At 45.2% G+C, this 13,113-nt stretch carries 13 protein-coding genes; 9 read left to right on the top strand and 4 right to left on the bottom strand.

All coding sequences use genetic code 11. The annotated features are described in order from the left end of the window. Window positions 1–44: 44 nt before the first annotated feature. The 4 genes from rpmF to GJS45_RS22995 form a co-directional block, all read right to left on the bottom strand. Window positions 45–236 carry a 50S ribosomal protein L32 gene (gene rpmF / locus GJS45_RS23010; protein WP_162344242.1) on the bottom strand — a complete coding sequence of 64 codons (192 nt, stop codon included), beginning with the start codon at window positions 234–236 and terminating at the stop codon, window positions 45–47. Between the two features lie 17 nt (window positions 237–253). Further along, on the bottom strand, window positions 254–805 hold the full coding sequence (locus tag GJS45_RS23005) for a YceD family protein (RefSeq protein WP_162344241.1): 552 nt from the start codon (window positions 803–805) through the stop codon (window positions 254–256). Between the two features lie 66 nt (window positions 806–871). Further along, window positions 872–1,894 carry a 4-hydroxythreonine-4-phosphate dehydrogenase PdxA gene (gene pdxA, locus GJS45_RS23000; protein WP_162344240.1) on the bottom strand — a complete coding sequence of 341 codons (1,023 nt, stop codon included), beginning with the start codon at window positions 1,892–1,894 and terminating at the stop codon, window positions 872–874. Between the two features lie 168 nt (window positions 1,895–2,062). After that, window positions 2,063–3,268 (bottom strand): LysM peptidoglycan-binding domain-containing protein, encoded by a 1,206-nt coding sequence (locus GJS45_RS22995; protein ID WP_235954934.1) that lies wholly within the window; start codon window positions 3,266–3,268, stop codon window positions 2,063–2,065. A gap of 147 nt (window positions 3,269–3,415) precedes the next feature. On the opposite strand from GJS45_RS22995, the gene GJS45_RS22990 reads away from it, so the two are divergent. From GJS45_RS22990 to prfB, 9 genes are all read left to right on the top strand, one after another. Continuing rightward, window positions 3,416–4,783 carry an NfeD family protein gene (locus tag GJS45_RS22990; RefSeq protein WP_202928161.1) on the top strand — a complete coding sequence of 456 codons (1,368 nt, stop codon included), beginning with the start codon at window positions 3,416–3,418 and terminating at the stop codon, window positions 4,781–4,783. Between the two features lie 87 nt (window positions 4,784–4,870). Beyond that, window positions 4,871–5,617 (top strand): lysophospholipid acyltransferase family protein, encoded by a 747-nt coding sequence (locus GJS45_RS22985; RefSeq protein ID WP_317165120.1) that lies wholly within the window; start codon window positions 4,871–4,873, stop codon window positions 5,615–5,617. Window positions 5,618–5,624: 7 nt separating this feature from the next. Continuing rightward, on the top strand, window positions 5,625–5,912 hold the full coding sequence (gene gatC, locus GJS45_RS22980) for an Asp-tRNA(Asn)/Glu-tRNA(Gln) amidotransferase subunit GatC (protein WP_162344238.1): 288 nt from the start codon (window positions 5,625–5,627) through the stop codon (window positions 5,910–5,912). Then, complete coding sequence (locus tag GJS45_RS22975; RefSeq protein WP_162344237.1) at window positions 5,912–8,701, top strand: tetratricopeptide repeat protein; 2,790 nt, start codon at window positions 5,912–5,914, stop codon at window positions 8,699–8,701. The genes gatC and GJS45_RS22975 overlap by 1 nt, the downstream gene beginning before the upstream one ends. A 73-nt stretch (window positions 8,702–8,774) precedes the next feature. Continuing rightward, entirely contained in the window at window positions 8,775–9,491 is a 717-nt protein-coding gene (locus GJS45_RS22970) for an ABC transporter ATP-binding protein (protein WP_162344236.1), read from the top strand. A 21-nt stretch (window positions 9,492–9,512) separates the two neighbouring features. Further along, window positions 9,513–10,061, top strand: coding sequence for a cob(I)yrinic acid a,c-diamide adenosyltransferase (locus tag GJS45_RS22965; RefSeq protein ID WP_162344235.1), 549 nt, complete (start codon window positions 9,513–9,515; stop codon window positions 10,059–10,061). A gap of 6 nt (window positions 10,062–10,067) precedes the next feature. Further along, entirely contained in the window at window positions 10,068–11,135 is a 1,068-nt protein-coding gene (locus GJS45_RS22960) for a branched-chain amino acid aminotransferase (RefSeq protein WP_162344234.1), read from the top strand. Beyond that, the gene (locus GJS45_RS22955; protein WP_235954933.1) at window positions 11,092–11,694 is read left to right on the top strand and encodes a hypothetical protein; all 603 of its coding nucleotides are present in this window, start codon (window positions 11,092–11,094) and stop codon (window positions 11,692–11,694) included. Before GJS45_RS22960 ends, GJS45_RS22955 begins: the two co-directional genes overlap by 44 nt. A gap of 79 nt (window positions 11,695–11,773) precedes the next feature. Next, window positions 11,774–12,878 (top strand): peptide chain release factor 2 gene (gene prfB, locus GJS45_RS22950; protein ID WP_162344233.1). Its coding sequence is split into 2 segments (ribosomal slippage): window positions 11,774–11,833 and window positions 11,835–12,878, totalling 1,104 coding nucleotides; the frame shifts between segments, so codons are not numbered across the junction. Window positions 12,879–13,113: the final 235 nt, after the last annotated feature.

Raw genomic sequence — 13,113 nt, 5'->3', positions numbered from 1 at the left:
AAAATTTTTTTCCAGGGCAGTTCAGAAAAGGAATGAGTAAGAAATCAGGCTAAAACTTCTTTTTCTATGATAACCTGACCTTTGTAATATAATTTGCCGTCCAGCCAAAAAGCCCGGTGGGGTAGGTGAAATTCACCCGTGGTAGGGCATTGTGCCAGACCTGGAGCATTTAACTTGTAATGCGTCCTTCTTTTGTCTCTTCTGGTTTTGGAAATCTTCCGTTTAGGATGTGCCATATCTATGTAATTTTAGATTATTCGTTATTTTTAAAGTTTTTCAAAGCTTCCCAAAACGGGTTTTGCTCAGTTTTGTCATTGTCTTTTTCGTCGTCTTCCTCTCCCGCTTCGTATACGATCCAACCATCGTTTTCGTCCACTTCATCGTCGTCGATACGGTAGTCCGGATGAATCTTCTTTGCCGGAATGGATAGCAGAATAAATTCATAAATCAACTGTGCCACGTTTATGACTTGCGTATCCTTGGTAATCAGGAAAATCTCATCGTTGATTTCTTTTTCCTCTTGCCCGTATTTGTAGACAATTTTATGGGATACCGAGAGTGGATGGTTGAATTCTTCCAGACTTCTGTCGCAGGTCAGACGAACCGTACCTTGCAGCTGAAAATTCGCCTCTATCAGATTTATTCTTTTATCAAGTAACACATCAACACCGACTTCCCCATGATGAATGACCTCTTTGACTTTCTCAAAATGATCCATGAACGCATCATCTACTTCAAAATGAAACGCATGCTCTCCTTCTTTCAATCGGATGATGTCAATATCGAACTTCCTTATGAATTTCATTATTTGAATTAAGACCGCAAATTTAGGGATAAATTTCTGTTTTCTAAAATATTGGCTTTAAATATTTTATTCTTCTGTGTCCCAGTCATCGTTTCGCTTAATGATGTCGTGAGCCAGGAATATCGCTGCTCGCATGGATCCTGCGTCTGCCGCATTTTTTCCAGCAATATTATAAGCCGTACCATGGTCCGGACTGGTGCGGATGATGGGAAGCCCGGCAGTAAAGTTTACACCCGAATCAAAGGATACCGTTTTGAAGGGCACAAGGCCCTGGTCGTGGTACATGGCCAGGACGCCATCGAATTTCTTCTGGTGCATCATGCCGAAGAACCCATCTGCCGGGTAGGGGCCGAAAACCAAATTTCCTTTATCCTTAAATTCTTTGATTACCGGCTGTATGATCTCTTGCTCATCCATTCCCAATAACCCGTCCTCGCCAGCGTGGGGGTTTACCCCCAAAACCGCGATTTTTGGCTTGGGAATACCGAAATCCTCTTTCAAAGACTTGAGCATTATTTTCAATTTTTCTTTAATGGCGGCTGAAGTAATAGCAGCCACCACCTCTTTAAGCGGCATATGTCCCGTCACTAATCCAATGCGCATATCTTCCGATACCATAAACATCAGGCTCTTTACTGCTTCAAAGGCATCGGTAAGGTATTCGGTATGTCCAATAAAAGGCGTTTCTTCGCTATTGATGTTGTTTTTATTTAGAGGAGCGGTCACAAGTGCATCGAGCTGTTCCGATTTTAGGTCGACAATTGCCTGATCTAAGGCTGCCAGGGCCATTTTTCCGGCTTCACTGGTTTCCACACCGGGACTTACTTCCGGAGATTCCTGTACCACGTTGATCACATTGGTCTTCCGGTGATGAATGTCTTCTATGCCTTTTACCTGCATAAAATTGAAGTCATTCATGTCCAGTATTTTTCGGTAATAAGTGATGGCTTTGCCATGGCCGTAGATTACCGGCGTAATCATTTTTTGCAAGCGGCTGTCCTGAAGTGCCTTCATGGTAACCTCAGCACCGATCCCATTGATGTCTCCAATACTGATGCCGATAACCGGTTTATTTTTTCTTATATTCATTTTCTATCAAACCTGTATGTCCAATTATTCTTCAACGATTTCACGCAAGTTAAATAATAATGCGGAATCAAGGCATTTCCGAAATGGCGAAGCAAGTGATTGTCCCGGATATTGGGTTAAAAAGGAAATTGGTTTTCATGGGAGTGGATGCAAAAAGGAGATCAATTTTTAATAGGCCACTTCTACCCTAAATCGGGAATTTACCGCTTTCAATTGGTCAAAAGCTGCTTTGGAAACTTTGATTAAGAGGCGGTTGTTGTCCCCTGTTTCCGGCAATACCCCCACCACTCTTGCAAAAACGGTGACATCGTTTTCTTCATTTCGGATTCTCATGATGGTACCCACCGGAGCTGTGCGGTGGAGCACCAGGTATTTTTTGTGATTTCCTGTGCCCTCAATCACTTCTGCTTGTCCACTTTCCGTAACGTTTTTAAAGGCCGTGGACGCTCCCACATTCGAGTTGGAAGTGGAAACGGAAGTAGCTCCACCAGATGAGGGAGCAGACCGGTTCTCACTACGGGTGGTCGCTGGAGGAGTGGGCGTTTCAGACTTTGGAGGTCCGGGTAGCTGACTGACCGGAATTTGTGCATTGGTCTCCCTTCCTACTTTTAGGGTTTGACCTATTTTTAAGTTATTGGAAGAAAGGCCGTTCCACTGGATCAGGTCTTCCACTTTTGCATCGTACTTTCTGGCAATCGCAAAAAGAGTTTCCCCCTGCACGACCTTATGCGAAATCCAATTCCCTGTATTGGACACCAATGGTTTGTTTTCAGCTGTTTTGGTCGGGGAGCTTTTACGTTCTTTAGGGGCTTTTTCCGGTTGCGCTGCTGGCTTACTATTGGAGCTGTCCGGTGAGGGAGTCACTTCTTCGCTGGTTACAGCCACGGTTTGATCCGCCATTTCTACCGTTTCCTCTATTTTTTCGTTGGTAACAGGAGCTTCTTTTTCCTTCAGCCCCTTGATGATCAAAGATTGTCCCACACTGATATCCGTTCCGTTAAGCTCATTCCATTCCATCAGGTCTTGTACTTCGGAATCGTACTTTTGGGCAATCGCAAAAAGCGTTTCGCCCGGAATCACCTGATGAAGCTTGGCTCCTTCCGGCAGGGCTTGATTTTCCACGAACGGCACCCGGATTCGTTGGCCAACCTTAAGTCCGGCTTTGAGATTATCGTTGCTTTGGACAATGTCGCCTACGGGGGTATTGTACCGACGGGAGATTCCAAATAAGGTTTCCTGAGGCTCCACCTCATGAATTATATAGGATTTATCCCCGATTCGCTCTATGCCCACGGAATCCGTTTTTGTTAGTTCGCTTCCCCAGGAAGGGATTGCCAAACTGATCATCCCCAAAATCAAAATCCAGCACTTCATTTTAAAAACAGTTTTCTGACAAGTATTTACCAACATTCATGCAAATTTGATATTTATTTTATCAATTGCAACACCATTTTGCTCCAATGGGAACAATGATGGTTTTTATTGGTATATTCAAACGAGAAATATTAAATGAATTAATAAATGAAATTGGTAATTAATTTATTGTTTTTTACAGCGGCTTTTTTTTCAATGGTGCATCTGTCCTTCGGGCAAAATGAGGAGCAACCGGATTCGGTAAAGCTGGTGTACGTATTTGATATGAAAAGTGATATTGATCCGAGGATGAACCGAAAGGTTACCCTTGCACTGGAAGATGCAAAGGAAAAAAAGGCAGCAATGATAATCGTCCATATGGACACCTATGGAGGAGCGGTAAATGATGCCGATGACATCCGGACCTTGTTTTTGGAATCAGAGATTCCGATTCATTCCTTTATTGATAAGGATGCCGCATCCGCTGGAGCCTTGATTTCCATCGCCTGTGATAGCATCTACATGGCCAGGGGAGGAAGCATCGGTGCGGCGACTGTAGTAATGGGTGGGACCGGGGAGGCCGCGCCGGATAAATACCAGTCTTACATGCGCTCCATGATGCGGAGCACGGCCGAAGCCACTGGCAGAGACCCGCAAATAGCGGAGGCCATGGTAGACGAAGACCTGGAAGTAGAGGGAATTTCCAATGCCGGTGAAGTCATTACCTTTTCCGTGTCGGAGGCCATTGCTAATGGATTTTGCGAGGCAGAAGTGGCTTCCATAGATGAAATCATAGAACGCAACGGGTTGGAAAATTACGAAGTGTATCGCTACGAACCCTCTGTGGCCGAAGATATTATTTCATTTTTCCTAAATCCTGCGGTCAGTGGGTTTCTGATTTTGGTGATATTTGCAGGTATTTATTTTGAAATACAAACTCCGGGCATTGGCTTTCCCCTTGCAGCCAGTGGCATTGCCGTGGTACTGTATTTTATTCCCTACTACCTGACTGGTTTGGCCAGCAACCTGGAACTAGTGATTTTCATTGTGGGAATAACCTTGTTGGCGGTGGAGGTTTTCGTCATTCCTGGATTTGGGGTGTTCGGGATTTTGGGCATCATTTGTGTGTTGGCAGGCCTGACCATGGGCATGCTGCCCAACGACCTGTTTGATTTTACTTTTGTAAGTTCAGGAAAGCTTTTTACTGCCTTATTGACCGTCATATTGTCAGTCATTGTTTCTACCGTGCTCATTTTCAGCCTTACCCCAAAGGTAAATCAATGGAAAAGTTTCAGTAAAATTTCGTTGGCCGACACGCATCAAAAATCAGAAGGATACACCTCTTCTTTTTACAGCAACGAAATGCTGGGAAAACAAGGTGTTTCGCATACCCGGCTTATGCCGAGTGGGAAGGTGCTTATTGATGATGAAATTTACGATGCCTATTCCCGAGGCGAGTTTATAGATAGAGGGGAAACCGTTCAGGTAATCAGTACCGAGGGGACTTCGCTCAGGGTGAAAAAAGTACAGGCCTAAAAAAGTTACCTCCGGATAAACCAAGCCCTTTCGGCAGGGTTCTCCGATTTTTGTTTATTTTCGGGACCCAATAAAATCCTATTTTCTATGATGAAAATAATTCAAAGGCTTTATTCCCTATACGGGTCCATTGTATTTATCCTTACGTTTTTAGTGTTGCTTCCGGTTTTTGCTTTTACGATCGAAATTTCCGGAAGAAAAGCCCAGGGAAGAAAGCTAAACCGCGTCTGGTCCAAGGTGTTTTTTGGGATGCTGCTTTTTAGAGTAAGAATGGAAAACCTCAGTCAATTTAAGGAAAAAGGGCCCTATGTGATTGTAGCCAATCATTTTTCTTACCTCGATATTCCCGTTTTGGGTCTGATTCCTTTTGATTTGGTATTTATTGGGAAGAGCTCTTTAGGAAAAGTGCCTCTTTTTGGATACATGTTTAAGAATCTGCACATTGCAGTAGATAGAAACAGCCTGAAAAGCAGGGGCGAATCGGTGCAGCGGGCGAGGGAAGCCCTGGATCAGGGGAGCAGCGTGGTTTTTTTTCCGGAGGGGGGAATTTCCAGCAACGAGCCCCCAAAAATGGCCCGCTTCAAAGATGGAGCTTTTAAAGCGGCCGTGGACAAACAAATTCCGGTAATTCCTATCACTTTATCCTACAATCACTTAATTTTGCCGGATGATGGCCGGTTTCTATTACGGTACAAACCGGTAAAAGTAGTCATCCATCCCCCGGTTTCCGTGGAAGGTTTGGGAATTAGGGACGTGGGAGAACTCAAAGAGAAATGTTACCGTATTATCCAGGAGCAATTGTGGAAAGACAATGAAAGCCTGAAAGAAAAATGAACAGCTTATGAAGTTGGATATTAATTCGCTAAAAAAAATTGCGCACCTGGCTCGTTTGGAGTTTGATGAAAGTGGGGCAAAAAAAATGACCAGGGATATGACCCAAATTTTGGATTGGGTGGAGAAATTAAATGAACTGGATACTTCTGAGGTGGAACCGCTGATTACCATGTCCTCCGAAGAAAACATCCTGCGTGAAGACAAGGTAGGAACGCACCTGGACCATGAAAAAGCGCTGAAAAATGCCCCGCAGAGAGATTCTGATTATTTCCGCGTTCCGAAGGTAATGGAATAATGCGTTCGGATGACTTGGTAAAATTCAGTTATTTTACGCTACTGGCTATTCTTTGCTTTGCAGGATTAGCTATCCTGGGATTGTATTTTTGGGATATTTCTCAGCTTCCTATTCGGACCATCCTTGGGTCAGAGCCCCTTACCGTTCCCCTGGATACGTTTTTAACCGGGACAGACTCCCTTGCCCTTAATACGCAGAATTTTCTTCTCATAGAGCGATACGCATCCGACGCACCGCTTTCCTTTCCAGAATGGAGCCAAATGATGGGAATGCTGATTTGGTTATTATTTCTCGTGTTGGTTTGGTTGCTGACCATGCTCCGGCGCAATGCCTTTTTATTGGGGGCGGGCACCCTTATTTTTTTGTTGACCATCAGCGGTTTAAATAGCCTCAATATAGCCGGAATAGGTAGTAATTTTGGGCTGATAATCGCCTTGTTTTGTTTACTACTTCCGGCGGCGGCCATACACCTTTTTTTTGATAACTTGTCCCTAGGCTGGCGCGCGATGTTCGTTTTTGGCCTAGGGATTGCTTGCCCGGTACTGCTGATTTACTTTGCAAATGCCCCTTACCCTACCTTGTTATTTTCTGAAAACACCAGTCTTATGGCGCTTACCATTGCCGCTGGCTTTGTGCTCTACATTGGAAATGCCATCCTCGCTGGGGTATTTCTCTTTTTGGGAAAACTTAATGAAGGGGTGGGAATAAAAATGGGCTGGCATTTCGGTGGAGTTGGTTTGCTTTACCTGTTGCTGCTGGGATTGATGTTATTGGATATAACCGGAAGTCTGGCAGGTTGGCCCTTGCCTCCTTTTCAGGTACTGTTGATGGTAGCCGGAATCGTCGGGTACCCGGTCGTCGTCCACAAAATGGAGCATACTTCGCAGCCTTTTGCGGCACCCTGGGTAGGGAAGCTTTTTTATTTAACAGCTTTTTCCATTTGCCTCTTGGTGCTATTTAAGGGAATGGGTACCGTAAACAGTCCCATGGTGGATTTTTTGAATCATGTTTTTGTTTACAGCCAATTGGGATTCGGATTGTTGTTCTTTCTTTACGTCTGGGTGAATTTTTCAGGTATCATCAACAGCGGAAAGGCGATTGGAACGATTTTGTATAAGCCGCCTTTCTTTCCTTTTTTTCACTACCGCCTGGGGGGTGTATTGAGTTTATTGATATTTTTGGTCTATGCGGATGGTATAGTAGCCGTTCAATTCAGCACGGCCTCAACCCAATTATCTGCGGATTATTATTATGCCAGCGAACGGCCGGTAGAGGCTACAGTTTTGTATGAGAATGCCTTTGAAAGGTACCGGGAGAACGACAAAGCCCTCCTTGCCGCTGCGCATCTGTATTTAAGCCAAAACCAACCCACACTGGCATTGAAAACCCTTGAGAGGAGCTTTGAAGAAAATCCTCAGGTACCGGATATCCTTTTGCTCAGCCAGTTGCTCGAGAAGCGTCAGCGTATAAATGAGGCTATTTTTTACCTGAAGGAAGGCCTGGAATATTATCCCACTAGTACCTATCTTTCCAATAACCTGGCACTGATCTATCATGGGATGAACCGACCGGAGGATGCATTGGCCATTTTCGATACTATGGCGGTAAAAGGCCAGGCAGAAAATCTAAACGAGCTAGCAGTAAAAATAGCTCATGGGAAAGTGGTGGAGCCTTCTGATGAATCAGAGACATCCCTTAAGCTGAAAATAAATCGGCTGGCACATGCGAATGCCACAGGAGGAACTACCCCCCAGGTCATAGCGATGGATTCCCTAAAGGAGGCGGGTAACCTAATCAACCGGGCCCTCTTACGAAATCAGCTTAGCACCCGCTTTGATACGGATTTGGAGGAGGAATTCAGAGAAACGGTTCAAAGGCTGTCCGAAAGGCTGCAACTTGATTTGTCCGTTGAGGAAAGCATCAGGGAATCCCGCTTATTATTGGAGTTTCGAGTAGGGGAGGTGAATGAATTGTTGAAACAGTTAAATGGCATGGCGTTCCGGTTTACTGGTAACGCAGGTTATTATCATTCCTTTGCTGGTTGGGTTCTTTCCAGAGAGGGGGATTTTGAAAAAGCAGCGATCGAATGGAAGCAAGCGATGCTAAAGGGCTTTTCCCGATTTACTCCTGCCCATTTGCCTTACCTTTATTTTGGAGGGATGCAGGAAGAAGCTGCGTTTATTGCGGGAACCCAAAATGTGAACTACCCCAGTTGGATGCGATTCGATGAAGCAGGTAGCCTGGAATCAAATGATACGGTACAATTTTACCAGACCCTGGCGAGACTGCCAAAAATGCTAGGAAAAGAATTGCTTCCTGCCCTGGATAGTTTGCAAGGCCAGCACTTTAAGCAGTATCTGGCCAAAGAAATGCTGCTTAAAAAGGGACATTGGCTGGAAACGGATAGACTGGATAATTTATACACCTTAGCAATGAAGGCTGAAACATCCGAAGCAGAAAAAGTGTTTGTTCAAAAGTATGTGGAAATGATTCAGGGAAAGCAGCCTGTTGAGCCTAACCAGGCAGATCTTTCAACGGGAGGTAATGCCTATAGGACACCCATGGTGTTGGCAGCTATCGAAAGGGTTTCGGAAGCGGAGGAGCGCTACCGCTTGTTACAGGAAGCCAGTCAATTTAATAAAGACCCTTTACTTTGGATTGAATTGGTAAAATATTGCCGAATTATTGGATTGGATCAATATGCCAGTAGCAACCTTGCGACGATGTCAGAATGGATAGGACAGGAAGACCTTACCCAGCTGCAACTGGAACACCTCAAATTCCATTGATATAAATTAACTCGTTGAATTCCTCTTTTTACCTATAATCTCCTATCTTCACATTTTCAAATCCTTTGTTATTATGCCAGAAATCATCAGAACCAAAGAATTGCAAAAAATTTACCGGATGGGAGCAGAAGAGGTCCATGCCCTGGAATCTGTCAGCATCGAAGTAGACAGAGGAGAATATGTGGCGTTTATGGGGCCTTCCGGATCCGGGAAATCCACGCTGATGAATATCATTGGTTGTTTGGATACGCCCACCTTCGGTCAATACATCCTAAACGGAAAAGATGTGAGCGATATGGATGAAAATGAATTGGCCGAAATAAGAAATAAGGAAATTGGATTCGTTTTCCAGACCTTTAACCTGTTACCCCGGGCGACATGTCTGGACAATGTGGCTTTGCCCTTGATATATGCTGGTTTCAATAAAAAGGATCGGGATGAAAAGGCCTTTCTTGCCTTAAAGAGTGTCGGTTTGGATGATCGGATTCACCACAAACCGAATGAACTATCCGGGGGACAACGGCAACGAGTGGCAATTGCCCGGGCATTGGTCAATGATCCAAGTATCATCCTGGCGGATGAACCTACCGGGAACCTGGATTCCAAAACCTCTTACGATATCATGGATTTATTCCATGAATTGCATCAAAAAGGAAATACCATTATCATGGTAACCCATGAGGACGATATTGCGCATTATGCTCATCGGGTGATCCGTTTGAGAGATGGACTGGTGGAATCGGATGAAGCTAATCCTAATCCTACAGTGGTGGATAAATCAATCGTATAATTTGTTCCGCCCGTTGAATTGATGAAGATATATACAAAAACTGGAGATAAAGGTGAAACCTCTCTATTGGGAGGTACTAGGGTAACTAAATCCCACTTGCGGATTGATGCCTATGGTACCATTGATGAATTAAATGCCCATTTGGGATTCTTGAGAGATCAGGAAATTAACCAAAAGCGGGAGGAAAAACTCACAAGCATACAAGACAGGCTTTTTGTGGTTGGAGCCATGTTGGCCGCCGATCCGGAAAAAAAAGCAGTTAACATTCCGGAGCTTACAAAGGAGGATGTTTTATTTCTGGAGGCGGAGATTGACCTGATGGAGTCTGGTCTACCTCCGCTCAAGAACTTTATCCTGCCCGGTGGGCATCCCGTAGTGTCTTATGCCCATATCACCAGGACGGTGTGCAGAAGAGCAGAAAGGGCAATTATTTTGTTAAGGGAATCCTCAACTGTCGACGAGTTGATTCCCGAATACATCAACCGGCTATCGGATTACCTTTTTGTTTTGGGCAGGCAACTGGCACTGGAGTTACAAATTCAAGAAATCACCTGGCGTCCAGGGAAATAAGTGAATATGAACAAGACCTTATCAATTACCGTTACCAAATCGCAGCGGTCGAAGCTAGCAGATACCAATTTTGACACCCTGTCGTTTGGCCATATTATTAGTGACCACATGTTTGTGGCGGAATACATCGATGGGGAATGGCAGAATATGCGGGTGGAACCTTATGGCCCCCTGGAGATCAATCCGGCCAATGCCACCCTTCATTATGGGCAATCTGTTTTTGAAGGATTAAAAGCCTACCGCAACGAAGCCGGTGAAATTTTGGTTTTCCGTGGGGATGCAAATCAGCGAAGACTTAATGAATCAGCCTCGAGGATGTGCATTCCGGCCGTTCCGGAGGAGGTTTTTATGGAAGGTATGCGTAAGCTTTTGGAAGTGGACAGGGAATGGGTGCCTAAAAATCCCGGTTATTCCTTATACATCCGTCCATTTGTTTTTGCAGATGATGATTTCCTGGGCATCCGGCCTTCCATTAAGTACAAGTTTATGATTCTCGCTTCCCCTGTTGGTAAATACTATTCCAAACCGGTGGCGGTGAAGGTGGAGACAGAATTTGCCCGCGCGGTGGAGGGAGGTACAGGAGCGGCCAAAGCGGCAGGTAATTATGCAGGTTCCCTCTTTCCTGCCCAAAAAGCTCAAAGCGAGGGGTACGACCAACTGCTGTGGACGGATGGAAAAACCCATCAATACATCGAAGAGAGTGGTACCATGAACGTCATGTTTGTCCTTGATGGGGTTCTTGTCACTGCCCCCACTAACACGGGTACCATCCTGAAAGGAATTACCAGAGATAGCGTATTGACGCTGGCAAGAGATATGGGCGTGCCGGTGGAAGAGCGCTTTGTAACCGTGGCCGAATTGGAAGAGGCCCTCATTTCCGGTAGACTCGAAGAGGCTTTTGGCACCGGCACGGCCGCTACAGTGGCCTTTATCAGACTCATTAATATACATGGAAAAGACTACCTGTTGCCCGAAAAACCAGCCGACGCGTTTTCCAATAGGGTATTGAAGGCCCTGGACGATATCAAGTATGGAAAAGTTCCTGACACCTACGGTTGGATCAGGAAATACTGAGATGAATTTCGAATTTATTAAATCCGATCACTTATCTGTTCCGGGACTGAAATCAATTTTCCTTTTATTATGGCTTTTGGGTTCGGTAAATGTGTCTGTTTTCGGGCAGAATTACCTGATCCTCCAACGAGGTGCCAACCAAAAAACCCGACTTGTTTATGAGGAAGGGGATCAACTGGTGTACCTGCAAGAAGGATTGGACTATTACATACAGGATGAAATCCGGGAAATAAAGAGCGATATCCTTGTCCTGGAGGAAAATGTACTGCTATTGAGCCAGATAGAAGCGATTGATATTCGGGGAAAAGACGAACGAAACAGAACCTTGGGTAATTTGAGTTTGCTTCCCATGGCCGCCGGGACTATGCTGTTGCTTGCGACTGGCATCAATAGTTTGTATGCCGAAGGAACTATCGAATATACATCCGGAACCTTGATTACCGGTGGAGCGCTGATAGGAGCGGGATTGATACTTCAACCGCTGAGATACAAGCGATTCAGAATAAAAGGTAGAAATAAGATTCAGGTCATCCCACAAGAGGATCTGGAAGAGCCATAGCTTGTTTTGCTCCGGTAATAGGTAATACGTTCGGAAATACCGAAATTTGTACGATAAATTAACCAAAAAAATAGATAGAATGACACCAGATCAGTTGAAAGACTTGAAGGCCCGCGTTTTGGCCTTGAGGAGGTATCTTTGACTTCGACCGGAAGAAAAAGGAAATAGAAGAATTTGAGGCTGTTTCTGCACAGCCTGATTTTTGGAACGATCCTGCGGAAGCAGAGAAAGTAATGAAGCAGATTCAGGCCCGTAAATCGTGGACCAACCAGTATGAAGCGGTTGATTCCGGCATTCAGGATCTGGAGGTTTTGTGGGAATTCTACAATGCCGGTGACGTATCCGAGGAAGAGTTAAAAAAGGAATACGAAAAGCAGCTTGATAAGGTAGAAGATCTTGAGTTGAAGAAGATGCTTAGCGGGGAAGAAGACCAGTTGAGTGCTATGTTGGAGATTAATCCGGGAGCGGGCGGAACCGAAAGTAACGACTGGGCCTCCATTTTACTGCGCATGTACATTATGTGGGGTGAAAAAAACGGCTACAAGGTGAAGGAAGTAGATTTGCAGGAAGGAGAAGTGGCCGGTATCAAATCGGCGACTTTGGAATTTGAAGGTCCTTTGGCATACGGTTTTCTAAAGTCCGAGAGCGGCGTACATCGCCTGGTGCGTATTTCCCCGTTTGACAGTGGGGGGAGGCGGCACACTTCCTTTGCTTCCGTATACGTGTATCCGGTAGTGGACGACACCATCACCATTGACATCAATCCTGCCGATGTGGAATTTCATACCTCCCGGTCCGGAGGAGCAGGAGGCCAAAATGTAAACAAGGTAGAAACCAAAGTGCAACTGACCCACAAACCTACCGGGATCGTGGTTGTCTGCCAGGCGGAGCGCTCCCAGCTGGCAAACAGGGAAAAAGCCATGCAAATGTTGAAGTCCCGGCTCTATCAGGTAGAAATGGAGAAAAGAAACGAGGAGAGAGCTAAGGTAGAGTCAGGAAAGATGAGAATTGACTTTGGCTCCCAAATCCGAAACTACGTATTGCATCCCTATAAATTGGTGAAAGATGCCCGAACCGGACACGAAACCTCGGATGTACAGACGGTCCTGGATGGAGGGCTAAATGATTTTATAAAATCTTTCTTATTGGCGCAAAGTGAGGAAGAGGCAGAAGGTCATTCTTAACTCATAAAGTAACCATTCAGCTAAGGGCAATTCATACATTGCCCTTATGCTTTTTCACTCTAGTTCATTACAATTTCATCGACCATAAGCCAGGCTTTGCTTCCCGCGGCACCGTGCCAGGAAGGCAGGCGGTCCACGGGTTTGGCTAGTAGCTTGAGGTGGCGAACCCCCTCAGCCGAAAAGGGTATCTTAAGCTGCCTGAGCAGGGAGGGGTCCTCCTTGGAAAGCGGGTTGG

This window comes from Cyclobacterium salsum, from assembly GCF_010119245.1.
Taxonomy (GTDB): domain Bacteria; phylum Bacteroidota; class Bacteroidia; order Cytophagales; family Cyclobacteriaceae; genus Cyclobacterium; species Cyclobacterium salsum.
The sequence above is the reverse complement of the archived record's forward strand: the minus strand, read 5'-3'. Positions and strand labels throughout refer to the sequence as shown.

Coding starts and splice junctions, on each gene's coding strand:
- GJS45_RS23005 (WP_162344241.1), bottom strand. CDS start 805: ATGAAATTCATAAGGAAGTTCGATATTGACATCATCCGATTGAAAGAA.
- GJS45_RS22975 (WP_162344237.1), top strand. CDS start 5,912: ATGCGTTCGGATGACTTGGTAAAATTCAGTTATTTTACGCTACTGGCT.
- gatC (WP_162344238.1), top strand. CDS start 5,625: ATGAAGTTGGATATTAATTCGCTAAAAAAAATTGCGCACCTGGCTCGT.
- GJS45_RS22960 (WP_162344234.1), top strand. CDS start 10,068: ATGAACAAGACCTTATCAATTACCGTTACCAAATCGCAGCGGTCGAAG.
- GJS45_RS22985 (WP_317165120.1), top strand. CDS start 4,871: ATGATGAAAATAATTCAAAGGCTTTATTCCCTATACGGGTCCATTGTA.
- GJS45_RS22995 (WP_235954934.1), bottom strand. CDS start 3,268: ATGAAGTGCTGGATTTTGATTTTGGGGATGATCAGTTTGGCAATCCCT.
- GJS45_RS22965 (WP_162344235.1), top strand. CDS start 9,513: ATGAAGATATATACAAAAACTGGAGATAAAGGTGAAACCTCTCTATTG.
- GJS45_RS22955 (WP_235954933.1), top strand. CDS start 11,092: ATGGAAAAGTTCCTGACACCTACGGTTGGATCAGGAAATACTGAGATG.
- GJS45_RS22990 (WP_202928161.1), top strand. CDS start 3,416: ATGAAATTGGTAATTAATTTATTGTTTTTTACAGCGGCTTTTTTTTCA.
- GJS45_RS22970 (WP_162344236.1), top strand. CDS start 8,775: ATGCCAGAAATCATCAGAACCAAAGAATTGCAAAAAATTTACCGGATG.
- rpmF (WP_162344242.1), bottom strand. CDS start 236: ATGGCACATCCTAAACGGAAGATTTCCAAAACCAGAAGAGACAAAAGA.
- pdxA (WP_162344240.1), bottom strand. CDS start 1,894: ATGAATATAAGAAAAAATAAACCGGTTATCGGCATCAGTATTGGAGAC.